Source organism: Streptomyces profundus (genome assembly GCF_020740535.1).
Lineage (GTDB): Bacteria > Actinomycetota > Actinomycetes > Streptomycetales > Streptomycetaceae > Streptomyces > Streptomyces profundus.
In genome coordinates, this window is the sequence record NZ_CP082362.1 from 7,361,174 (window position 1) to 7,387,814 (window position 26,641).

General features: G+C 73.0%; 1 protein-coding gene and 1 pseudogene. Both read left to right on the plus strand.

The features are described 5' to 3' along the window. The first annotated feature begins 9 nt into the window (after positions 1 to 9). Positions 10 to 20,592, plus strand: coding sequence for a type I polyketide synthase (locus K4G22_RS30545; RefSeq protein ID WP_228083713.1), 20,583 nt, complete (start codon positions 10 to 12; stop codon positions 20,590 to 20,592). A 27-nt stretch (positions 20,593 to 20,619) separates the two neighbouring features. After that, positions 20,620 to 26,568, plus strand: a pseudogene (locus K4G22_RS30550) (type I polyketide synthase); the annotation flags it as partial. Between the last annotated feature and the right edge of the window lie 73 nt (positions 26,569 to 26,641).

The window sequence follows — 26,641 nt, forward strand, 5'->3', positions numbered from 1 at the left end:
GGGACCGCAGTGAACGACGACAAGCTCCGTACCTACCTCAAGCGGGTCACCACCGATCTGCACCACACACGTCAACGGCTGACCGAGCTTGAGGCCAGGGACTCCGAACCCATCGCCATCATCGGGCTGGCCTGCCGCTACCCGGGCGGCGTGCAAAGCCCCGACGACCTCTGGCGCATGGTCGCCGCCGGCACGGACGCCGTCACCCCGTTCCCGGCGGACCGGGGCTGGGACCTGGAGCGGCTGTACGACCCGGAGGGCACCCGCCCGGGCAGCAGCTACGCCAACGAGGGCGGCTTCCTCGACGACATCGCCGGCTTCGAGCCGGAGTTCTTCGGCATCTCGCCGAACGAGGCGCTGGCCATGGACCCGCAGCAGCGGCTGCTGCTGGAGACCACCTGGGAGGCGTTCGAACGGGCCGGTATCGACCCACAGGCCCAACGCGGCGCCCAGGTCGGCGTCTTCGCCGGCGTGCAGTACCAGGACTACGGCACCCGGCTGCGCCAGGTGCCCGAGGAGGTCCAGGGGTTCCTGGCCGGGGGCAACTCCGACAGCGTCGCCTCCGGCCGCGTCTCCTACGCGTTCGGCTTCGAGGGCCCAGCGGTCAGCGTGGACACCGCCTGCTCGTCCTCGCTGGTCGCCCTGCACTTGGCCGCACAGGCACTGCGCGCCGAGGAGTGCGCGCTGGCCCTCGCGGGCGGCGCCATGGTGATGGCGACCCCCGTCCCGTTCACCGAGATGAGCAGGCAGCGGGGCCTCGCCGCCGACGGCCGCTGCAAGTCCTTCGCCGCCGACGCCGACGGCACCGGCTGGGGCGAGGGCGTCGGCATGCTCCTGCTGGAGCGGCTCTCCGACGCCAGGCGCAACGGCCACACCGTGCTCGCGCTGGTCCGTGGCACCGCCGTCAACCAGGACGGCGCCAGCAGCCGGCTCACCGCGCCCAACGGCCCCGCCCAGCAGCGGGTCATCCGCCGGGCGCTGGCCAACGCCCGGCTGACACCGGCCGACATCGACGTCGTCGAGGCCCACGGCACCGGCACCCCCCTCGGCGACCCGATCGAGGCGCAGGCGCTGCTGGCCACCTACGGCCGCGCCCACAGCCGGGAACAGCCGCTGCTGCTCGGCTCGTTGAAGTCGAACATCGGCCACACCCAGGCCGCCGCCGGGGTCGGCGGCGTCATCAAGATGGTGCAGGCCATGCGGCACGGCCAGGTGCCGCCCACCCTCCACGCCGACCGGCCCACACCCCAGGTCGACTGGGCGTCGGGCACGGTCCGCCTGGCCACCGCGCTGCGGCCCTGGCCCGAGGTGGACCGGGTCCGCCGCGCCGCCGTCTCCTCCTTCGGCGTCAGCGGCACCAACGCCCATGTCGTACTGGAACAGGCACCGCCGGAGCAGCCGGCGGAGACCGAGCCAGCCCCCCACGCCGGACCCGCCACGGTGACCGCCCCGGCCTTCGTGCCCTGGGCGATCTCCGCCCGTGGCCCGCGGGCGCTGGCGGCCCGGGCGGCACAGCTGCGCCCCCTGGCCGGCCTCGACCCGCTCGACGTCGGCCACTCCCTGGCCACCACCCGCGCCGCCCTGGAACACCGCGCCGTGGTGGTCGGCGGCGACTTCGACGCCGCGCTCGCCGCCCTGGCGAACGACGGGGAACACCCCGCCCTGGTGCGCGGCACCGTCCGCCCCTCCCGCGACCTGGTCTTCGTGTTCCCGGGGCAGGGTTCGCAGTGGGTGGGGATGGCGGTGGAACTCCTCGATGTCTCGCCGGTGTTCGCGGCGCGGTTCGCGGAGTGTGAGGGGGCGTTGGCTCCGCATGTCGAGTGGTCGTTGGAGGGGGTGGTGCGGTCGGGTGGGTTTGAGCGGGTGGATGTGGTGCAGCCGGTGTTGTGGGCGGTGATGGTGTCTCTTGCGGCGTTGTGGGAGTCGGTGGGGGTGGTTCCTGATGCGGTGGTGGGGCATTCGCAGGGGGAGATCGCGGCGGCTGTGGTGGCGGGTGCGCTTTCGTTGGCGGATGGTGCGCGGGTGGTGGCGTTGCGGTCGCGGGCGTTGCGTGCGCTGGCGGGGCGTGGGGGGATGGCGTCGGTGGCGCTTCCGGTGGAGGAGGTCCGGCGCCGGCTGGGGCCAGGTCTTTCCATCGCCGCCGTCAACGGCCCCTCATCGGTGGTGGTGGCCGGGGATTCGGACGCCCTTGACGAGTTGGACTCCTGGGAAGGGGTGCGTGTCCGCCGTGTCCCGGTGGACTATGCGTCTCATTCGGTGCATGTGGAGGGGATTCGGGCGGAGTTGTTGGGGGTGTTGGCGGGGGTGGTGCCGCGTTCGGGGGGTGTTCCGTTCTGTTCGACGGTGACGGGTGGGGTGTTGGACGGGGGGGTGTTGGACGCGGGGTACTGGTATCGGAATGTGCGGGGGACGGTGGAGTTGGAGCGGGCGGTTCGTGCGTTGGGTGAGGCGGGTTGTGGGGTGTTTGTCGAGGTCAGTCCGCATCCGGTGTTGACCTCGGCGATCGAGGAGACGGTGTCGGGGACGGTGGTGGGCACGCTCCGGCGTGATTCGGGTGGTTGGGATCGTTTCCTGCTCTCCCTCGCCGAGCTCCATGTCACCGGCGTCCCCGTCGACCTCACCGCGCTGCTCCCCGGCGGCTCCCGCGTCGACCTCCCCACCTACCCCTTCCAACGGGCCCCGTACTGGCTGGAGGACCCCACAGCCCAACAGGGCGACATGACGGCGGCCGGCCTCGGCTCCGCCGACCACCCGCTGTTGGGCGCGGTCGTCGCGCTCGCGGATACCGAGGGCGCCCTGCTGACCGGGCGCCTCTCCGTCCGCACCCACCCCTGGCTCGCCGACCACACCGTGCGCGGCGCGATCCTGCTGCCCGGTACGGCCTTCCTGGAACTCGCCGCCCGCGCCGGCGACCAGGTGGGCTGCGAGCGGGTCGACGAACTGCTCCTGGAGACCCCGCTCGTCCTGCCGGAGAACGGCGCCGTCGCCATCCAACTCGCCGTCGGCGCCCCCGACCACGACGGCCGCCGCCAGGTCACCCTGCACGCCGCCCCCGACGGCACGGACGAGTGGACCCGCCACGCCAGCGGCACCCTCTCCGCCGCGCCCGTCACCCCCACCGCCGACCTCACCGCCTGGCCACCGCGCGACGCCGTCCCCCTCGACACCGCCGGCATGTACGACCGCTACGCCGCCGCCGGCTTCGGCTACGGCCCGGCGTTCCAGGGCCTGCGCGCGGCGTGGCGCCGGGGCGACGAACTCCTCGGCGAGGTCGCCCTCTCCGACGAACAGCTCGGCCAGGCCCGGCTCTTCGGCCTGCACCCCGCGCTGCTCGACGCGGCGCTGCACCTCACCGGACTCGCCGACGCGGCCGAGGCCCGGCTGCCGTTCTCCTGGAACGGCGTGTCCCTGCACGCCCAGGGCGCCACCGCGCTCCGCGTCCACATCGCCCCCGCCGGGCAGGACGCCGTCTCCGTGCGGGTCGCCGACCCCGAGGGGCGGCCCGTCGCCTCGGTGGAGTCCCTCGTGCTGCGCCCGCCAGCCGACGACGCGGTACGGGCCCCGGGCGCCGACGCCGTCCTCCGGTTGGCCTGGACGCCGGTGCCCGCCACACCAGGCGCCGAGGCGCCCGCCGAGACCGTACGCATCGAGCCCGGCGGCGACGTCCGGGGCGCGGTGCACCACGCCCTCAGCGAGGTGCGGCGCTGGCTCGCCGACGACCAGCCGGGACAGCTGGCGTTCGTCACCACGGGGGCGGTGTCGGCCGCCCCGTCGGAGGACGTCACCGACCTGGCCGGCGCCGCCGTCTGGGGCCTGGTCAGATCCGCCCAGTCGGAGCACCCCGGCCGCTTCGTGCTCGTCGACACCGACACCGACACCGACACCGACGGCGGCCGGGTGCCGCTCGTCGAAGGCGAGGGCCAACTCGCCGTGCGCGGTGCCCGTCTCCTCGCCCCCCGCCTGGAGCGCGTCAGGTCCGAGAGCCGGCCCGTCGCCCTCGACGGCACCGTGCTGATCACGGGCGGCACCGGCCTCCTCGGCTCCCGCGTCGCCCGGCGGCTCGTCACCCGTCACGGGGTGCGCCACCTCGTGCTGCTCAGCCGCACCGGACACGCCCCCGAGTTGCGCGCTGAGCTCACCGGGCTCGGCGCCGACGTCGACGTGGTCGCCTGCGACGCCTCGGACCGCGCCGCCCTGGCCTCGGTGATCGACGGACTGCGCGAGCCCCTGTGTGCCGTGATCCACGCCGCCGGAGCGCTCGACGACGGCGTCGTCACCTCCCAGACCCCGGAGCGCGTGGACACCGTCCTGCGCCCCAAGGTGGACGCCGCGGCCCATCTGCACGAGCTGACGCGTGACCTCGACCTGTCCGCGTTCGTCCTGTTCTCCTCCGCCTCCGGCGTCTTCGGCGGCCCGGGGCAGGCCAACTACGCGGCGGCCAACGCCTATCTCGACGCGCTGGCCCAGCACCGCCGTGCGGCGGGGCTGCCCGCCCAGTCCCTCGCCTGGTCCCTGTGGGAGACGGCGAGCGCCATGACCGGCCACCTCGACGAGGCCGACCTGCGCCGCGTCGCGCGCTCCGGCATGCCGCCGCTCACCGTCGAACAGGGCCTTGAGCTGTTCGACCGGGCGCTGTCCACCCCTGAGCCGCTGCTCGTCCTGATGCACCTGGACCTGCCGACGCTGCGCGCCTCCTCCGACCCCCTCCCGTCGCTGCTGCGCGGGCTGGTGCGCACCCCGGCCCGCCGGGCCGTCGCGGCGCGGAACACCACCGACGACGCCACCTCGCTGGCCGCGCAACTCGCGACCCTCCCCGCCGCCGACCGCATCGGCGCCGTCGTCGACCTGGTCCGCACCGGCGTCGCCTCGGTCCTCGGCCATGCCTCCGCCGACGTCATCGACGGCGGCAGGGCGTTCCGCGACCTCGGCTTCGACTCGCTCGCCTCCGTCCAACTGCGCAACCGGCTGGGCGCGGTCACCGGCCTGAAGCTCCCGGCGACCCTCGTCTTCGACTACCCGACCCCGCTGGTCCTCGCCGAGCACCTCCTCGCCGAACTGGGCGAGCGGCAGGACACGACCGAAGCCGTGGCCCAGGCCGTCAGCGTGGACGAGCCGATCGCGATCGTCTCCATCGGCTGCCGCTTCCCCGGGGACGTCCACACCCCCGAGGACCTGTGGGAGCTGCTCGCCTCCGGCGGCGACGCCATCGCCGCCTTCCCCGCCGACCGGGGCTGGGACCTGGACGGCCTCTACGACCCGGAGGGCACCCGCCGGGGCAGCTCATACGCGAGGGAGGGCGGCTTCCTCGCCGGCGCCGCCGACTTCGACCCCGGCTTCTTCGGCATCTCGCCGCGTGAGGCCCTCGCCATGGACCCGCAGCAGCGGCTGCTGTTGGAGACCTCCTGGGAGGCCATCGAACGCGCGGGCATCCGCCCACAGGACCTCAGGGGCAGCGCCACCGGTGTGTTCGCCGGCGTGATGTACCAGGACTACGCGGCGCGTGTCACCGATGTGCCCGAGGAGATCGAGGGCTTCCTCGGCACCGGCACCTCGCCCAGCGTGCTGTCCGGCCGGATCGCCTACACGTTCGGTCTGGAGGGTCCGGCCGTCACGGTGGACACGGCGTGTTCGTCGTCGCTGGTGGCGATCCATCTCGCCGCGCGGTCGCTGCGTTCGGGCGAGTGCTCGCTGGCCCTGGCCGGCGGCGTCACCGTCATGTCGACGCCCGCCCTGTTCACCGAGTTCAGCCGGCAGCGCGGCCTTGCCGTCGATGGTCGGTGTAAGTCGTTCGCCGAGGGGGCTGATGGTGCTGGGTTTGGTGAGGGGGTGGGGGTGGTGGTGTTGGAGCGGTTGTCGGATGCGCGGCGTCTTGGGCATCCGGTGCTTGCGGTGGTGCGGGGTTCGGCGGTGAATCAGGATGGTGCGTCGAATGGGTTGTCGGCGCCGAATGGTCCTTCGCAGCAGCGGGTGATTCGGCGGGCGTTGGCGGATGCCGGGGTGCGGTCGTCCGAGGTGGATGTGGTGGAGGCGCATGGCACCGGTACCACGTTGGGTGATCCGATCGAGGCGCAGGCGTTGTTGGCGACCTATGGTCAGGGCCGTGACGAGGGCCGGCCGTTGTGGCTGGGGTCGTTGAAGTCGAATATCGGTCATACGCAGGCGGCGGCCGGGGTGGCCGGTGTGATCAAGATGGTGTTGGCGATGCGGCACGGCGTGCTGCCGAGGACGTTGCATGTGGATGAGCCGTCGTCACATGTGGACTGGTCGGCGGGGGATGTTCGGTTGTTGACGGAGGCTCGGGGGTGGCCTGGGGGGGATGGTCCGCGTCGGGCTGGTGTGTCGTCGTTCGGGTTGAGTGGGACGAACGCGCATGTGGTGTTGGAGTCGGTTCCGGTGGTGGAGTCGGTTGTGGTGTCTGGGGAGTTGGGGGTGGTGCCGTGGGTGGTGTCGGGGCGTTCGGTGGGTGGGGTGCGTGGGGTGGCGGGTGGGTTGGTGTCGTTGGTGGGGGAGGAGCGGGGGTCGGTGGGCGCGGCTTTGGTTGGGAGGTCGGTGTTTGAGCATCGTGCGGTGGTGGTGGGTGGTTCGGCGGATGAGTTGGGTTCAGGGCTCGGGGCGTTGGTGGACGGTGAGCCGGCGTCGGGTGTGGTGTCGGGTGTGGCGTCGGCGGTGGGGAGGACGGTGTTTGTCTTCCCGGGGCAGGGTTCGCAGTGGGTGGGGATGGCGGTGGAACTTCTCGATGTCTCGCCGGTGTTCGCGGCGCGGTTCGCGGAGTGTGAGGGGGCGTTGGCTCCTCATGTCGATTGGTCGTTGGTGGAGGTGGTGCGGTCGGGTGTGTTTGAGCGGGTGGATGTGGTGCAGCCGGTGTTGTGGGCGGTGATGGTGTCGTTGGCGGCGTTGTGGGAGTCGGTGGGTGTGGTTCCTGATGCGGTGGTGGGTCATTCGCAGGGGGAGATCGCGGCGGCTGTGGTGGCGGGTGGTTTGTCGTTGGTGGATGGTGCGCGGGTGGTGGTGTTGCGGTCGCGGGTGATTGGTGAGCGGTTGGCGGGTGGTGGGGGGATGGTGTCGGTGCCGTTGTCGGTGGGTGTGGTGCGGGGGTTGGTGCCTGAGGGGGTGTCGGTCGCTGCGGTGAATGGTCCGTCGTCGGTTGTGGTGTCGGGTGATCCGGCGGGTTTGGATGTGGTGTTGGGGTTGGTGGAGGGTGCGAAGCGGGTGCCGGTGGACTATGCGTCGCATTCGGTTCAGGTGGCGGGGATTCGGGCGGAGTTGTTGGATGCGTTGGCGGGCGTGGTGCCGCGTGCGGGGAATGTTCCGTTCTTTTCGACGGTGACGGGTGGTTGGTTGGACACGGAGTTTCTCGATGCCGGGTATTGGTATCGGAATCTGCGGGAGACGGTGGAGTTCGAGGGTGCGGTGCGGGGTTTGGCGGGTGCGGGGTTCGGAGTGTTTGTCGAGGTGAGCGCGCATCCGGTTCTCACGGTGGGTGTGGGTGAGGCCGTGGGTGATGGTGCGGTGGTGGCGGGCACGTTGCGGCGGAACGAGGGCGGTGTGCGTCGGTTCCTCCTCTCGGCGGGGGAGTTGTTCGTTCGGGGTGTGGGGGTGGACTTCACTCCGTTCTTCGGCGGTGCCGCGCCCTGTCGGGATTTGCCGACGTATCCGTTTGAGCGTCGGCGGTTCTGGTTGGAGGGGTCGGTGGTGGGTGGTGATGTGGGTGCGGTGGGTTTGCGGGGTGTGGAGCATCCGTTGTTGGGTGCGGGGGTGCCGTTGGCGGATGTGGAGGGGTATCTGTTCACGGGGCGGTTGTCGTCGCGGACGCATCCGTGGTTGGTGGATCACGCGGTGAACGGGTCGGTGTTGCTGCCGGGTACGGCGTTCCTGGAGTTGGCGCAGTACGCGGGGGAGCAGCTCGGCTGTGGCGTGGTCGAGGAGCTCACCCTGGAGACCCCGATGGTCCTGCCGGACCGAGGCGGGCTCGCCATCCAACTCGTCATCGGCGCCCCCGACCCGGACGGCAGCCGGCGGTTGACGGTCCACGGCAAGGAGGACGACGCGCCCGCCGACCAGGACTGGACCCGGCACGCGACCGGCACGCTCGCCGAGGCGACGGCCACGACCGACTTCACCGCCCACACCTGGCCCCCGGCCCACGCCGAGGCGATGGCGCTCGACGGCTACTACGACCGGATGGCCGGCAACGGCTTTGTCTATGGGCCGGCCTTCCGCGGGCTGCGGGCCGCCTGGCGGCAGGGCGACACCCTGTACGCCGAGGTCGCGCTCCCCGACGAGCAGGCCGAGGACGCCGACGCGTACGGCCTGCACCCGGCGCTGCTGGACGCGGCGCTCCAGGCCGCCGGCCTGGGCGGGTTCTTCTCCGGCGACGAGGCACGGCTGCCCTTCGCCTGGCGTGGCGTGTCCCTGCTGGCGTCCGGCGCGAACGTGCTCCGCGTCCGAGTCCGCCCGGACGGGCCCGACTCCATCGCCATCGCAGCCGCCGACGAGTCGGGCGAGCCCGTCGTGACCGTCGGCTCGCTGGTGGTCCGCCCGCTCAACCCCGCGCTCTTCCGCGCCTCCCGCGCGTTCCCCTACCACTTCCAGTGGCCGGTCCTGGCGCTGGACGCCGAGGGCACGCACCCGGACCCCGAGGTGCTCGCCGTCGACGCCGGCTCCGCGCACGAGGTGACCGCGCGGGTGCTCGCCCGGTTGCAGGACGCCCTCGCCGAGGACGGCACGCTGATCGTCCGCACCAGGGCGGCCGTGGCCACCGAGCCGGGCGCGGACGTCGATCCCGCGCACGCCGCCGTGTGGGGCCTGGTCAGGTCCGCCCAGGCGGAGCATCCGGACCGCTTCCTGCTGATCGACTCCGACGAGGCGTCCGACCACCTCCTGGCCGCCGCCGCCGCGGCCGGCGAACCGCAGCTCGCGCTGCGCGACGGCGTCGCGCACCGGCCACGGCTGGCCGGCTTCGGCGCCTCGGGCACCCTGTCGCCGCCTGCCGACGGCTCGTCCGCCTGGCTGTTGGGCACCACGGAACGCGGCACGCTGGAGAACCTGGCGCTGCTGCCGGCACCCGAGCTGACGGCCCCGCTGGCGGCGAACGAGGTGCGGGTCGAGATCCGCGCCGCCGGCATGAACTTCCGCGACGCGCTCAACGCCCTCGGGCTGCTCCCCGGCGAGCCGGGTCCGTTGGGCATCGAGGGCGCCGGGGTCGTCACCGCGACCGGGACGGGCGTCACCGGCCTCACGGTCGGAGACCGGGTCTGTGGCGTCTTCGCCGGCTGCTACGGGCCCGTCGCCGTCGCCGACCGGCGGCTGCTGGCCAGGATGCCCGGCGGCTGGACCTTCGAACAGGCCGCCGGCGTGCCCGTGGTCTTCCTCACCGCCTACCGAGGACTGGTCGACCTGGCAGGTCTGCGCGCGGGCGAGACCGTCCTGGTGCACGCCGCCGCCGGCGGTGTCGGCATGGCCGCCGTCCAGCTCGCCCGCCACCTGGGCGCCGAGGTCTATGGCACGGCCAGCACCGGCAAGTGGGAGGCGACGGGACTCGCCGCCGACCAGCTGGCCTCCTCCCGGACGGCCGAGTTCGAAAGCGCCTTCCTCGCGGCGACCGGCGGCCGGGGCGTGGACGTCGTCCTCAACTCCCTCACCGGTGAGCTGGTCGACGCCTCGCTCCGCCTGCTGCCCCGTGGCGGACGCTTCATCGAGATGGGCAGGGCCGACCTCCGCGACCCCGAGGAGGTGACGGCCGCCCACGAAGGCGTGCGCTACCAGGCTTTCGAGCTGATGGACGCCGGGCCCGACCGCATCCACGCGATGCTGACCGAGGTGCTCGCCCTCTTCGAACGAGGCGTGCTGACGCCGCTGCCGACCCGTGTCCTGGACCTGCGCCGCGCACCCGAGGCGATGCGTCACCTCAGCCAGGCCAAGCACGTCGGCAAGCTCGTCCTCACCCCGCCGCGCCGGCTCGACCCCGACCGCGCCGTCCTGATCACCGGCGGCAGCGGCGTGCTCGCCGGGCTCGTCGCCGAACACCTCGTCGCGGCGCACGGCATGCGTCATCTGGTCATGCTCAGCCGCAGCGGCCAGGCCCCCGAGCTGCCCGGCGCCGAGGTCCGCTCCCTCGCCTGCGACGTCGCCGACCGCGACGCGCTGGCCGAGGTGCTGGGCGCGCTGGACCGGCCGCTGACGGCGGTGGTGCACACCGCGGGCGTCCTCGACGACGGCGTGCTGACCGACCTCACCCCCGCACACCTCGACCGGGTCTTCCGCACCAAGGTCGACGCCGCCCTCCACCTCCACGAACTGACGCGGGACCAGGACCTGGCCGCCTTCGTGCTGTTCTCCTCGGCGGCGGGCAGCCTCGGCGCCCCGGGGCAGGGCAACTACGCGGCCGGCAACGCCTTCCTTGACGGGCTCGCCCAGCACCGGCGAGCGGCGGGACTGCCCGCCCAGTCCATGGCCTGGGGCCTGTGGACGCGGCGCAGCGGCCTGACCGCGCGGCTCGACGACGCCGACATCGCCAGGATGGCCAGGTCGGGCATGCTGCCGCTCTCCTCGGAGCAGGGCCTCGCACTCTTCGACGCCGCACTGGCGACGGACCTCGCGGCACCCGTCATGGTCCGCGTCGACCACGAGGCGCTGCGCCGACAGGAGGCGCTCCCCGCCGTGCTGCGCGGGCTGGTGCGCGCGCCAGCGCGGCGCGCGGCCACCGGTGCGGGCGCCGGGGCGTCCTTCGGCGACCGGCTGGTGGCCATGCCGGAGCCGGAACGGCAGCGGCACGTCCTCGACCTGGTGCGCGGAGCGGCGGCCGTGGTCCTCGGCCACACCTCCGCCGACCTGGTCGAGCCGGGCAAGGCGTTCCGGGAGCTGGGCTTCGACTCGCTCACCGCCGTGGAACTGCGCAACCGGATCACCAAGGCCACCGGGCTGAAGCTGTCGGCCACCCTGGTCTTCGACTACCCGACACCCTCCGTCCTCGCCGCCCACCTCCTCGCCGAGCTGGTGGGCACCCACACCGCGACGGCAGCGCCGGTGGCCTCGGCCTCCGACGAGCCGATCGCCATCGTCGCCATGGGCTGTCGGTTCCCCGGCGGCGTCAACACCCCCGAGGCGCTCTGGGAGTTGCTCGCCGAGGGCGGCGACGCGATCACCGGGCTGCCCACCGACCGAGGCTGGAACATCAGCCGCCTCTACGACGCAGACCACGAACGTGCCGGCACCTCCTATGTGCGGGAGGGCGGCTTCCTCGACGCCGTGGGCGAGTTCGACGCGGGCTTCTTCGGCATCTCGCCGCGTGAGGCGCTGGCCATGGACCCGCAGCAGCGGCTGCTGCTGGAGACCTCCTGGGAGGCGTTCGAACGGGCCGGCATCGACCCTGCCTCGCTCAACGGCACGTCGGGCGGCGTCTTCATGGGCACCAACAGCCAGGACTACATCACGCTGGTGGCCGGGGCCCCGGACGTCGGCGAGGGCTATATCGCCACCGGCAACTCGGCCAGTGTCATCTCCGGCCGGATCGCCTACACCTTCGGCCTTGAGGGGCCAGCGGTCAGCGTCGACACGGCCTGCTCGTCCTCGTTGGTCGCCCTGCACCTGGCGAGCCAGGCGCTGCGCGCCGGCGAGGCCACCCTGGCGCTGGCCGGCGGTGTCATGGTGATGGCCACCCCCGGCGGGTTCGTGGAGTTCAGCCGGCAGCGCGGCCTCGCCGCCGACGGCCGGTGCAAGTCCTTCGCGGCGAGCGCCGACGGCTTCGGCATGGCGGAGGGCGTCGGCGTCCTGTTGCTGGAGCGGCTGTCGGACGCGCGGCGCAACGGGCACCCGGTGCTGGCCGTGGTGCGCGGCACGGCGGTGAACCAGGACGGCGCGTCGAACGGGCTGACCGCGCCCAACGGTCCCTCGCAGCAGCGGGTGATCCGGCAGGCGCTGGCCAACGCTGGCCTGTCGTCCGCCGAGGTGGACGTGGTGGAGGCGCACGGTACGGGCACGTCGCTGGGGGACCCGATCGAGGCGCAGGCGCTGCTGGCCACCTACGGTCAGGACCGCGACCGGCCGCTGTGGTTGGGCTCGGTCAAGTCCAACATCGGCCACACCCAGGCCGCCGCGGGTGTCGCCGGGGTCATGAAGATGGTGCTGGCCATGCGGCACGGCACGCTGCCCAGGACGCTGCACGCCGAGGAGCCTTCGCCGCACGTCGACTGGTCGGCCGGTCAGGTGGAGCTGTTGACCGAGCCCCGCGCCTGGCCCGAAGGGAACAGCCCGCGCCGGGCCGGTGTGTCGTCGTTCGGCATCAGCGGCACCAACGCGCACGCGATCATCGAGTCCGTGCCGGAGGCCGTACCGTCCGCCGCCCCACCCGCCACGGTGGTGCCGTGGCTGCTCTCCGGCCGGACGCCGGAGGCCGTGCTGGCCCTGGCCGAGCAGCTGTCGCCGCTGACCGGCGAGAACCCCGTGGACATCGGCCACACCCTGGCGACCCGCACCGCGTTCGAGTACCGCTCGTTCGTTGTCGGCCGGGACGTCGAGGACTGGACGGTCGGGCTGAGGAGCCTCGACCGGCCGGTCGCCGCCGGGGTGGGGAGGACGGTGTTCGTCTTTCCGGGTCAGGGGTGGCAGTGGGTGGGGATGGCGGTGGAGTTGTTGGATTCCTCGCCGGTGTTCGCGGCGCGGTTCAACGAGTGCGCCGAGGCGCTCGCCCCGCATGTCGAGTGGTCGTTGGTGGAGGTGGTGCGGTCGGGTGGGTTTGAGCGGGTGGATGTGGTGCAGCCGGTGTTGTGGGCGGTGATGGTGTCTCTTGCGGCGTTGTGGGAGTCGGTGGGTGTGGTGCCGGATGCGGTGGTGGGGCATTCGCAGGGGGAGATCGCGGCTGCTGTGGTGGCGGGTGGTTTGTCGTTGGTGGATGGTGCGCGGGTGGTGGCGTTGCGGTCGCGGGTGATTGGTGAGCGGTTGGCGGGTGGTGGGGGGATGGTGTCGGTGCCGTTGTCGGTGGGTGTGGTGCGGGGGTTGTTGCCTGAGGGGGTGTCGGTCGCTGCGGTGAATGGTCCTTCGTCGGTTGTGGTGTCGGGTGATCCGGCGGGGCTGGATGTGGTGTTGGGGTTGGTGGAGGGCGCGAAGCGGGTGCCGGTGGACTATGCGTCGCATTCGGCGCAGGTGGCGGAGATTCAGGCGGAGATCCTGCGGGTGTTGGGGGAGGTCGTGCCGGGTGAGGTGAGGGTGCCGTTCTTCTCCACGGTGGAGGTGGGGTGGAGCGACGGGACCGGCCTGGACGCCGCCTACTGGTACCGCAATCTGCGGCAGACGGTCGAGCTCGAAGCCGCCGTCCGCGCCCTGGTCACCGCCGGCCACGGTGCCTTCATCGAGATCAGCGCGCACCCCGTTCTCACCATGTCCATCGAGGAGACCGCCGAGGACGTCGACGGCGACGCCGCCTTCCTGGCGGTCGGCACCCTGCGCCGCGACGACGGCGGCCCGCGCCGCTTCATGACCTCGCTCGGCACCGCCTGGGCGCACGGCGTGGCGGTGGACGCCGACGCGCTCTACCCCGGCGGCCGGCAAGTCGCCCTGCCCACCTACCCGTTCCAGCGCGAGCGGTACTGGCTGGCGCCGCCGTCGCCCGAGGTCTCCACCGACTCCTGGCGTTACCGCGTCGCCTGGCGCCCGGCCACGCCCGAGGCCCGGCAGGCGCCGGGCAGTTGGCTGGCGGTCGTCCCGGAGGGGCACCGCGAGGACCCCTGGGCGGCCGGCGCGCTCCGCGCGCTCACCGAGCGCGGCGCCCGGGTGGAGGAGTGCCTCGTTCCCGTCGGCACCAGTCGCGCGGAGCTGGCCGCGTCCCTGGGCGAGCGGGCACAGCCGGATGGCGTGCTGTCGCTGCTGGCCCTCGCCGAACGTCCTGACCCGGCGCACCCGGGCCTGACCAGCGGCCTCGCCCTCACCACCGTGCTCACCCAGGCGCTCCACGACACACGTTGGACTGCCTCGCTGTGGTGCCTGACCAGCGGCGCCACCTCGGCGGCCGGTGACGGCGAGCCGCAGAACCCCGCCCAGGCGGCGGTGTGGGGGCTCGGCCGCGTCATCGGCCTGGAGCACCCGGAGTTCTGGGGCGGACTGATCGACCTGCCGGCCGACCACGACGAGCTGTCCGCCGCCGCGCTCCCCGACGTGCTCGCCGGCGGCGGCGGCGAGGACCAGTGGGCGGTCCTCGGCGGCACCACCCTGGTGCGCCGCCTCACCCGCGCCCTGCCGGACGGCAGGCCGCCCCGGCGGGCCTGGCGCCCTCGGGGGACGGTCCTGGTCACGGGCGCAACCGGCGCCGTCGGCCCCTATGTCGCCCGCTGGCTGGCCGCCTCGGGAGCCGAGCACCTGGTGCTGGCCAGCCGCCGTGGCGCCGAGGTGCCGGGCGCTGCCGAGCTCACCGCCGAACTCGCCGAGTCCGGAACGCGGTTGCGGTACACGAGCTGCGATGTCACCGACCGTGCGGCGGTGGTGGAGCTGGCGGCCAGGCTGACGGCGGAGGGCACCCCCGTCCGCGCGGTCGTCCACGCGGCGGCCCTCATCCAGATCGCGTCGCTGGCCGACACCTCGCTGACCGAGTTCGAGGAGGTCGTGCACGCCAAGGTCGCGGGCGCGATCCACCTGGCCGAGTCGCTGCCCGACCTCGACGCGTTCGTCCTGTTCTCCTCCATCGCCGGCGTCTGGGGCAGCGGCGACCACGGCGCCTACGCCGCCGCCAACGCCTTCCTCGACGCCTACGCCGAGCACCTGCGCGGCCTCGGAGTGCCGGCCACCTCCATCGCGTGGGGCATCTGGAACACCCCGAACCTGGCGGAGTCCGCCGCCATGCCCGGCGGCCTGGACATGGACCGGGTACGCCGCCAGGGCCTGCCGTTCATCGACCCAGGGCTCGCCGTCGCGGCGCTCCAACGGGCCATGGACGACGACGAGACGTGCCTCACCGTCGCGGAAGTGGACTGGTCCCGTTTCGCGCCGGTCTTCACCTCCGCCCGCCCCCGTCCCCTGCTGGACGAGATCCCCGAGGTGGCGGCCCTCGCCAGGGAGGAGACCCAGGACGCGGCGCCGGTGGCCGCCGCGCTGTCCGAGGCCGAACTGGTGGAGCTCGTACGCGAACAGGTCGCCGCCGTCCTCGGCCACTCAGGAGCCGAGGCGGTCGACCCCAAGCGCGCCTTCCGCGACATCGGGTTCGACTCGCTCACCGCGGTCGAACTCCGCAACCGGCTCAACGCCGCGACGGGACTGCGGCTGCCCACCACGGTCGTCTTCGACCACCCCAACGTCCACGCCATCGCCCGCCACCTGCGTGCGGAGCTGACCCAGGAGACCGCCGCCGCCCCGGCGGCCACGGTGGTGCTCGCGGCCCAGGACGAGCCGATCGCGCTGGTGGGCATGGCCTGCCGGTTCCCCGGCGGCGTCAGCGGCCCGGAGGAGCTGTGGGAACTGCTGCGCACGGGGGGCGATGTCATCTCGGACTTCCCGACCGACCGAGGTTGGGACCTGGACGGCCTCTACCACCCCGACCCCGACCGGCCCGGCACCTCGTACACCCGGCAGGGCGGCTTCCTGGACGCGGCGGGCGACTTCGACCCCCTGTTCTTCGGTATCTCGCCGCGTGAGGCCCTCGCCATGGACCCGCAGCAGCGGCTGCTGCTGGAGACCAGCTGGGAGGCGTTCGAACGAGCCGGCATCGACCCGGAGAGCCAGCGGGGCGAACGGGCCGGCGTCTTCGTCGGCACCGGCTACCAGGGCTATGGCGCCAACGCCAAGGTGCCGGACGGACTCCAGGGCCAGATGGTCACGGGCGGCTCAGCCAGCGTGACATCCGGCCGGATCGCCTACACCTTCGGTCTGGAGGGCCCGGCGGTCAGCGTGGACACGGCGTGCTCGTCGTCGCTGGTGGCGATCCATCTCGCCGCGCGGTCGCTGCGTTCGGGCGAGTGCTCGCTGGCGCTGGCCGGCGGCGTCACCGTCATGTCCAACCCGGAGGGCTTCATCGGGTTCAGCCGGCAGCGCGGCCTCGCCGCCGACGGCCGCTGCAAGGCGTTCGCCGCCGCGGCCGACGGCATGGGCATGTCCGAGGGGGTGGGCGTGGTGGTGCTGGAGCGGCTCTCCGACGCGCGGCGCAACGGGCGCCAGGTGCTCGCGGTGATCCGGGGCAGCGCGATCAACCAGGACGGCGCGTCCAACGGTCTCTCCGCGCCCAGCGGCCTCGCGCAGCAGTCGGTGATCCGGCAGGCGCTGGCCAACGCCGGTCTGAAGCCGTCCGACGTGGACGCGGTGGAGGCGCACGGCACCGGCACCACGCTGGGAGACCCGATCGAGGCACAGGCGTTGCTGGCCACCTACGGCCAGGACCGCGAGGCACCCCTCTGGTTGGGCTCCGTCAAGTCCAACATCGGCCACACACAGCTCGCCTCCGGGGTGGCCGGTGTGATCAAGATGGTGTTGGCGATGCGGCATGGCGTGTTGCCGAGGACGTTGCATGTGGATGAGCCGTCGTCGCATGTGGACTGGTCGGCTGGGGATGTTCGGTTGTTGACGGAGGCTCGGGAGTGGCCTGGGGGGGATGGTCCGCGTCGGGCTGGTGTGTCGTCGTTCGGGTTGAGTGGGACGAACGCGCATGTGGTGTTGGAGTCGGTTCCGGTGGTGGAGTCGGTTGTGGTGGCGGGGGAGTTGGGGGTGGTGCCGTGGGTGGTGTCGGGGCGTTCGGTGGGTGGGGTGCGTGGGGTGGCGGGTGGGTTGGTGTCGTTGGTGGGGGAGGAGCGGGCGTCGGTGGGCGCGGCTCTGGCCGGGAGGTCGGTGTTTGAGCATCGTGCGGTGGTGGTGGGTGGTTCGGCGGATGAGTTGGGTTCAGGGCTCGGGGCGTTGGTGGACGGTGAGCCGGCGTCGGATGTGGTGTCCGGTGTGGCATCGGTGGTGGGTAAGACGGTGTTTGTCTTTCCGGGGCAGGGTTCGCAGTGGGTGGGGATGGCGGTGGAACTTCTCGATTCCTCGCCGGTGTTCGCGGCGCGGTTCAACGAGTGCGCCGAGGCACTCGCTCCGCATGTCGACTGGTCGTTGGTGGAGGTGGTGCGGTCGGGTGGGTTTGAGCGGGTGGATGTGGTGCAGCCGGTGTTGTGGGCGGTGATGGTGTCTCTTGCGGCGTTGTGGGAGTCGGTGGGGGTGGTTCCTGATGCGGTGGTGGGGCATTCGCAGGGGGAGATCGCGGCTGCTGTGGTGGCGGGTGGTTTGTCGTTGGTGGATGGTGCGCGGGTGGTGGCGTTGCGGTCGCGGGTGATTGGTGAGCGGTTGGCGGGTGGTGGGGGGATGGTGTCGGTGCCGTTGTCGGTGGATGTGGTGCGGGGGTTGGTGCCTGACGGTGTGTCTGTCGCTGCGGTGAATGGTCCTTCGTCCGTTGTGGTGTCGGGTGATCCGGCGGGGCTGGATGTGGTGTTGGGGTTGGTGGAGGGCGCGAAGCGCGTTCCGGTGGACTACGCGTCGCATTCGGCGCAGGTGGCGGAGATTCAGGCGGAGATCCTGCGGGTGTTGGGGGAGGTCGTGCCGCGTGAGGTGAGGGTGCCGTTCTTCTCCACGGTTGAGGTGAGGTGGATCGACGGGACCGGTCTGGACGCCGCCTACTGGTATCGGAATTTGCGGGAGACGGTGGAGTTCGAGGGTGCGGTGCGGGGGTTGGCGGGTGCGGGGTTCGGGGTGTTTGTCGAGGTGAGCGCGCATCCGGTTCTCACGGTGGGTGTGGGTGAGGCCGTCGGTGATGGTGCGGTGGTGGCGGGCACGTTGCGGCGGAATGAGGGGGGTGTGCGTCGATTCCTCCTGTCGGCGGGGGAGTTGTTCGTTCGGGGTGTGGGGGTGGACTTCACTCCGTTCTTCGGCGGTGCCATGCCTTTTGGGGATTTGCCGACGTATCCGTTTGAGCGTCGGCGGTTCTGGTTGGAGGCGTCGGTGGTGGGTGGTGATGTGGGTGCGGTGGGTTTGCGGGGTGTGGAGCATCCGTTGTTGGGGGCGGGGGTGCCGTTGGCGGATGTGGAGGGGTATCTGTTCACGGGGCGGTTGTCGTCGCGGACGCATCCGTGGTTGGTGGATCACGCGGTCAACGGGTCGGTGTTGCTGCCGGGCACGGCGTTCCTGGAGTTGGCGCAGTACGCGGGGGAGCAGCTCGGCTGTGGCGTGGTCGAGGAGCTCACCCTGGAGACCCCGATGGTCCTGCCGGACCGAGGCGGGCTCGCCATCCAACTCGTCATCGGCGCCCCCGACCCGGACGGGCGGCGCTCGCTCACCCTCTATGCGCGGGAGGACGACGCGCCCGCCGACCAGCAGTGGACCCGGCACGCGACGGGCGCGCTCGCCACCGGCGGCGCGACGGCGGAAAGCCTGACCGGGCCGTGGCCTCCGGTCGGGGCCGAGGCCCTGGACACCACCGATCTGTACGCCCGCTTCGCCGAGCGGGGATACCAGTACGGGCCCGCCTTCCAGGGGCTCACGGCGGCGTGGCGGCGTGGTGACGAGGTGTACGCCGAGGTCGCCCTGCCCGAGGCGCAGCGGGATCACGCCCGGCAGTTCGGCCTGCACCCGGCGCTGCTGGACGCGGCACTGCACGCGCTGTGGCTGGCGTCCGTCGAGGCCGGCCCGTCCGAGGGCGAGGCCGGCGGCGTCCGGTTGCCGTTCAGCTGGGGCGGGACGAGCCTGCACGCGTCGGGTGCGTCGACCCTGCGGGTGCGGCTGACGACGACGGGCACGGACGAGATCGCGATCAGCGTCGCCGACGCCGCCGGATCCCCGGTCGCCGTGGTCGAGTCGCTGGTGATGCGCCCGCTGGCGGCGAGTCAGCTGGAGGCGGCCCGCGCGCGGTCGCTGTACCGGGTCGACTGGCATCCGGTGACCGCCGACGGCGCCGGCGGCGTACCGCCGTACGACGTGGCGGACTTCACCGCACCCGACGCCGGCCCCGGCGACGACGTGCGTGCCGTCGTGCGTCGGGCGCTCGCCCGTGTCCAGGGCTGGCTCGCCGAGGACCACGAGGACGACCGGCGCCTGGTGGTGGTCACCCGCGAAGCGGCCGGCCCCGACCTGCGGGACGCGGTGCACGCCTCGCTGTGGGGCCTGGTCAGGGCGGCGCAGAGTGAGCACCCCGACCGGTTCGTCCTGGTGGACCTGGGGCCGGGCGACGACATCGCCCGGTGGGTGCCCGCCGCGCTGGCCTGTGGCGAACCGCAGGTCGTCGTCAGGGGCGGTGCCGTGCTCGCCGCCCGGCTGGTGCGGGCCGCGCCGACCGGCGAGGAGCCGAAGTGGGACCCGAGCGGCACGGTGCTCATCACCGGCGCGGGCGGCGTCCTCGGCGGCCTGATCGCGCGGCATCTGGTCGACCGGCACGGGGTACGCGACCTGGTGCTGGTCGGACGCTCAGGCCCCGGCCCGGAGCTGGTCGAGGAGCTGACCGCTGCGGGGGCCCGGGTGGTGGCCGCCCGCTGCGACGCCGCCGACCGGAGCGCGATGACCGGTGTCCTCGCCGCCATCCCGGCCGACCGGCCGCTGACCGGGATCGTGCACGCGGCCGGTGTGCTCGACGACGCCCCCGTCACATCGCTGACGCCCGAGCAGGTCGATCGGGTGCTGCGGCCCAAGGCCGAGGCGGCGCTGCTGCTCGACGAGCTGACCCGTGGGCCGAGGCTCTCCGCGTTCGTGCTGTTCTCCTCGGCGTCGGCGACCTTCGGCGCGGCCGGCCAGGCCAACTACGCCGCGGCCAACGCCTTCCTCGACGCGCTGGCCCAACGCCGGCGTGGCGCCGGCCTGCCCGCCCAGTCGCTCGGTTGGGGCTTCTGGGAGCAGCGCAGTGCCATGACCGGCGGGCTCGGCGACCGCGAGGTGGCCAGGCTGGCCAGCGGTGGCGTGCGGCCCATCGGCTCCGCCGACGGGCTCGCACTGTTCGACACCGCGTCCGCCATGGACGACGCCGCGCTGGTGCCGATCCACCTGGACCTGTCGCCCCGCGGCGATGGGATCCCGCCGTTGCTGCGGCACCTGGTGCGGCCCGCCGTGCGGCGGACCCCGGCCGTGGCCGAGAGGCCAGCGGACATGGCGACCTTCCGGCAGCGGCTGGAAGGGCTGCCGGAGGAGGAGCGGCGGGGCATCCTGCTCGATCTGGTGCGGTCGACCGTGGCCGCGGTCGTGGCCTACGAAGGACCCGCCGCCGTGGACCAGGACATGACGTTCACCAGCCTCGGCTTCGACTCGCTGATGGCCGTCGAACTGCGCAACCGGCTCTCCGCCGCCGTCGGTACCCGCCTGACGCCGACGCTGGTCTTCGACTACCCGACCTCCTCGGGGCTGGCGGGTCACCTCTACGACAAGTTGGGACTGGCCCCCGCCGAGGCTTCCGAGGAGCCGGTCGGGGACACGGACGACGCCGGGATCCGCGAGGCCGTCGCGTCCGTCCCGGTGGAGCGGCTGCGTGCGGCCGGAGTGCTCGACGTGATCCTGCGGCTGGCCGAAGAGGGGAGGCAGCAGACGACGGCCGACCGGATCGAGCACATCCAGAGCATGGACGCGAATGACCTCGTCCGATGGGCCAGCGCCCTCGGCAGTGACGAATCCTGATCCGGATCGACATGTGTGGAGCTCATGATGACTGCCCCTCAGGAGCAGATGATCGCTGCCCTGCGCAGCGCACTGTTGGACAACGAACGCCTCAGGGAGGCCAACCAGCGCTTGTCGAAGCGGACCGACGAGCCGGTCGCCGTGGTCTCCATGGGGTGCCGCTACCCCGGTGGGGTGACCTCGCCCGACGACCTGTGGACCCTGGTCGACGAGGCGCGGGACGCCATCTCCCCGTTCCCCGAGGACCGGGGCTGGGACACCGGCGGACTGTTCGGCGAGAGCTCGCCCGACACGCTGACGTCCCATACCCGCGAGGGCGGCTTCCTGGCCGGCGCGGGCCTGTTCGACGCGGGCTTCTTCGGGATATCGCCGCGTGAGGCCCTCGCCATGGACCCGCAGCAGCGGCTGCTGTTGGAGACCTCCTGGGAGGCCATCGAAGGCGCCGGCATCGACCCGGGCACCCTGCGCGGCAGCAGGACCGGCGTCTTCGTCGGGCTGATGGGCACCGACTACGGCGGCCCACTGCACCATGTCCCGGACGGCGTCGAGGCGTTCCTGGGCATGGGCACCCAGTCCAGCGTGGGATCCGGCCGGATCGCGTATGCCCTCGGTCTGGAGGGTCCGGCTGTCACGGTGGACACGGCGTGTTCGTCGTCGCTGGTGGCGATCCATCTCGCCGCGCAGTCCCTGCGCGCGGGGGAGAGCACGCTGGCGCTGGCCGGCGGCGCGACCGTGATGGCGGGCCCGGGGCTGTTCGTGGGGCTCAGCCAACAGGGGGGCGTCGCCGTCGATGGTCGGTGTAAGTCGTTCGCCGAGGGGGCTGATGGTGCTGGGTTTGGTGAGGGGGTGGGGGTGGTGGTGTTGGAGCGGTTGTCGGATGCGCGGCGTCTTGGGCATCCGGTGCTTGCGGTGGTGCGGGGTTCGGCGGTGAATCAGGATGGTGCGTCGAATGGGTTGTCGGCGCCGAATGGTCCTTCGCAGCAGCGGGTGATTCGGCGGGCGTTGGCGGATGCCGGGGTGCGGTCGTCCGAGGTGGATGTGGTGGAGGCGCATGGCACCGGTACCACGTTGGGGGATCCGATCGAGGCGCAGGCGTTGTTGGCGACCTATGGTCAGGGCCGTGACGAGGGGCGGCCGTTGTGGCTGGGGTCGTTGAAGTCGAATATCGGTCATACGCAGGCGGCGGCCGGGGTGGCTGGTGTGATCAAGATGGTGTTGGCGATGCGGCACGGCGTGCTGCCGAGGACGTTGCACATCACGCGGCCGTCCACGCATATCGACTGGTCGGAGGGCGATGTCCGGCTGCTCACCGAGGCGGTCGACTGGCCCGAACACGGGCACCCTCGACGCGCCGGCGTGTCGTCCTTCGGCGTGAGCGGCACCAACGCCCACCTCGTCCTGGAACAGGCCCCCGCGGCCGACGCCGCACCGGCCGCGCGGGCGCCCGTGCCCGGCACGGCGGTTCCCTGGCTGCTGTCCGCCAGGTCGGCCGACGCCCTGCGCGGCCAGGCCGAGCGGCTCAGGCGCCACGCGGCGGCCCGGCCCGGCCTCGCGCCGGCCGACATCGGGTTCTCGACCGCGACCGGCCGGGCCGCGCTGCCGCATCGCGCGGTCGTCGTCGGCGCCGACCACGACGCCCTGGCCCATGAGCTCGACCTGCTGGCGAACGGCGAGTTCTCCGACAACACCGTCCGTGGCACCACCGCACCGACCGGGAAGAAGGTCTTCGTGTTCCCGGGGCAGGGTTCGCAGTGGGTGGGGATGGCGGTGGAACTTCTCGATGTCTCGCCGGTGTTCGCGGCGCGGTTCGCGGAGTGTGAGGGGGCGTTGGCTCCGCATGTCGAGTGGTCGTTGGTGGAGGTGGTGCGGTCGGGTGGGTTTGAGCGGGTGGATGTGGTGCAGCCGGTGTTGTGGGCGGTGATGGTGTCGTTGGCAGCGTTGTGGGAGTCGGTGGGGGTGGTTCCTGATGCGGTGGTGGGGCATTCGCAGGGGGAGATCGCGGCGGCTGTGGTGGCGGGTGCGCTTTCGTTGGCGGATGGTGCGCGGGTGGTGGCGTTGCGGTCGCGGGCGTTGCGTGCGCTCGCGGGGCGTGGGGGGATGGCGTCGGTGGCGCTTCCGGTGGAGGAGGTCCGGCGCCGGCTGGCCGACTGGGGCGATCGGCTGGCGGTGGCCGCCGTCAACGGGCCGGGAGCGGTGGTGGTCTCCGGCGACTCCGAGGCGTTGGACGAACTCCTCGCCCGGTGCGAGGCGGAGGGCTGCCGCGCTCGCCGTGTCCCGGTGGACTATGCGTCTCATTCGGTGCATGTGGAGGGGATTCGGGCGGAGTTGTTGGGGGTGTTGGCGGGGGTGGTGCCGCGTTCGGGGGGTGTTCCGTTCTGTTCGACGGTGACGGGTGGGGTGTTGGACGGGGGGGTGTTGGACGCGGGGTACTGGTATCGGAATGTGCGGGGGACGGTGGAGTTGGAGCGGGCGGTTCGTGCGTTGGGTGAGGCGGGTTATGGGGTGTTTGTCGAGGTCAGTCCGCATCCGGTGTTGACCTCGGCGATCGAGGAGACGGTGTCGGGGACGGTGGTGGGCACGCTCCGGCGTGATTCGGGTGGTTGGGATCGTTTCCTGCTCTCCCTCGCCGAACTCCATGTCACCGGCGTCCCCGTCGACTGGGGCCCGGCCTTCCCCGCCGCCCGGCGGGTCGAACTGCCGACATACGCCTTCCAGCGCACGCGGTACTGGCTGGACCCGGCCATCGAGCACCTCGGCGCCGCCGGCGGCGGCCACCCGCTGATCGGACGGCCGCAGCCCGTCGCCGAGCACGGCACCCTGCTGTTCACCGGCCGCCTGTCGCTGCGCACCCACCCCTGGCTCGCCGACCACGCCGTCGGGGGCACCGTGGTCCTGCCGGGCGCGGCCCTGGTGGAGACGGTGCTGCACGCCGGCCGGGGCCTGGACTGCGGACTGCTGGAAGAGCTGACGGTGGAGACCCCGCTGGTGCTCGACCCCGCCGAGCCGCTCACCGTCCAACTGGCCGTGGAGAGCCCGGAGGCGGGGCGTCGCCGGTTCGCCGTCCACGCCGCGTCCGGCGAAGGGCCCTGGACCCGGCACGCCACCGGATGGCTCGCGCCACGCGAAGCCGAGGGCACGCCCGAGGTCACGGACCTGGAGCGGGACGGAGCTCCGTGGCCGCCGGCCGGCGCCGAACCGGTGGACATCGACGATCTCTACGGCCGGTTCGCCGAGGGCGGCATCGCGTACGGCCCCGCTTTCCGTGGGATGACCGCCGCCTGGCGCGTGGGCGACCGGATCTGCGCCGAGGTGGCGCTGCCCGAGCGACAGCGGTCGGAGGCGAGGCGGTTCGGCGTCCACCCGGCGCTGCTCGACGCGGTGTTGCAGACCGTCGGCCTGTCCCGTGACGCGGAAGCGGGCGGGCCCGTCCTGCCCTTCTCCTTCGGCGGTGTCACCGTGCACGGCGAGGCCGGCGGCGACCTACGGGTCGAGACCAGGCCGCTGGGCGGGAACGAGGTGTCCATCCGCGCGACCGACCGCGACGGCGGGGCCGTGCTCACGGTGGACTCCCTCGCGCTGCGCCGCCTCACCGGGCTGGCCCGCCACGACTCGCTCTACGAGGTGTCCTGGGTGCCGCGCCCACTGCCGCGGGCCGTGCGGCGTGCCGACACCGTCGTCCGCGTCGATCCTGGTCCCGCGAACGCGGCGGCGGCCCACGAGACCACCCGCCGGGTGCTCGGCCGGCTACAGGAGTGGCTGGCGGCCGAGCACCCCGACGGCGCCCGGCTGGTCGTCAGCACCCGGGGCGCGGTGGCCACGGCGGTCGACGAGGACGTGACCGACCTGGCCGGCTCCCCGGTGTGGGGCCTGGTCAGATCCGCCCAGTCCGAGCATCCGGGAGCCTTCGTCCTCGTCGACACCGACGCGGAGAGCGAGCATCTGCTCGAAGCGGCGCTCTCCCTGGACGAACCCCAACTCGCCCTGCGCGGCGGCGAACTGCGCGTGCCCCGGCTGCACAGGTCCACCCGCGAGGCCGCCGGGCGGCAACCCGACCGGGACGGCACGGTCCTGGTCACCGGCGGCGCCGACGGCCTCGCCGGCCTGGTGGTGCGCCACCTCGCCGCCGAGCACGGCGCCCGACGGATCGTCCTGGCCAGCCGGCGCGGCCCGGGCGCCGAGGAGATCCAGCGGCTGGGCGCGGACCTCGACGTCGAGATCACCGGCGCCGCCTGCGACCTGGCCGACCGGGACGCCCTGGCCGCGCTGCTGGCCTCCCTCCCCGAGGGGGCGCCGCTGACGGCGGTCGTGCACACCGCCGCCGTGCTCTCCGACGGCGTCCTCGCCTCGCTCACTCCCGAGCAGATCGACACCGCGCTGCGCCCCAAGGTCGACGCGGCGCTCAACCTGCACGAGCTGACGCGCCATCTCGGGCTGCGCGAGTTCGTCCTCTTCTCCTCGGTCGCCGGCGTCCTGGGCGCCCCGGGGCAGGGCAACTACGCGGCGGCCAACGCCTTCCTCGACGCCCTGGCGCACCATCGACGCGCCCAGGGCCTGCCCGCCCAGTCCCTCGCCTGGGGCCTGTGGGAGCACGGCAGCGGCCTCACCCGGAACCTGGACGAGGCCGACGTGGCGCGGATCTCGCGCGGAGGAGTGGTGCCGTTCGACACCGGGCAGGGCCTCGCCGTCCTGGACCTGGCGCGCGGCACCGACGCTGCCGCGCTGGTCCCCGCGACGCTCGCTTCCGCCACGCTGGACACCGCGCCCGAGGAAGCGCCGGCCCTCCTCAGAGACCTCGTGCGGGCCCGGGGCCGGCGCCCGGGGCCGGGAGCCGAGCGGCACAGCGCCGACGAACTGCGGCGCGCGCTCGCCGGACTGGACGAGGACGCCGGCGACGCCCTCCTCGGCGAGATCGTGCGCGGCCACCTCGCGACGGTGCTCGGCCACGCCTCGGCGGACGCCGTCGACGACTCCATCGGCTTCCTCGCGCTCGGCCTCGACTCGCTCACCGCCGTCGAGCTGCGCAACCGACTGACGGCGGCCACCGGGCTCCGGCTGCGCCCCACCGTCGCCTTCGACTGCTCCACCCCGAGGGAACTCGCGCGGTTCCTGCGCGCCGAACTGCTCGCCGCGCCCTCCGCCGAGCCCGCCGCACCGGCCGTCTCCGCCCGCCGCACCAGCCCGTTGGACGCGGCCGGCCAGCTCTTCCGCTACGCCGCCGAGCGGGGCCAGCTCAAGATCGGCGTGAAGATGATGCACCAGGCCGCCCAACTGCGCCCCATGTTCACATCGGGGGAGGGCCGCGAGGGGGTTCCGGGGCCGCTGCGGCTGACCACCGGCGCCCGGCGGCCGAGGATCATCTGTCTGTCCGCCTTCGTGGCCCTCGGCGGTGCCCACCAGTTCGTGCGGTTCGCCTCGTTCCTCGGCGACGAGTACGACGTCGCGGCGCTCGACGTCCCCGGCTTCCAGCACGGCGAACCGCTCGCCGCCGACGAGGAGGCGCTGGCGGACGTGTACGGCGACATGATCGGCGAACTGGTCGGCGACGACCCGTTCGTCCTGCTGGGCTCCTCCTCCGGAGGCGTGCTCGCGCACCTGACCGGCGAGCGGATGAGCCGGCGTGGCGTCGCCCCCGCCGGGGTGGTGGTCATCGACGGCTACCCGATGACCAGCCCGCACATCAACCGGGTGCAGGACCAACTGCTCAAGGGCATGTTCGAGCGCGAGGAGCGGTTCGTCACCCTGGACGGCACCCGGCTCACCGCCATGGGCTGGTACTGCGGGATGTTCGAGTTCTGGGAGCCGCGGGCGGTGGAGACACCGACGCTGCTGCTGCGGGCCACCGTCCCCCTGGAGGGCATGACGGACGACCCGATGAGCGACGAGTGGCGCGCCCAGTGGCCCGCCACCAAGGTGCTGGACGTCCCCGGCGACCACTTCACGGTCATGGAGGACCACCTGGAGACCACCACGCGGGCCATCAAGGACTGGCTGGCGTCCCTCTGACCGCCGGGGCCCGTCCGGCCGGCCGGACGGGCCCCCGCCGCGATCC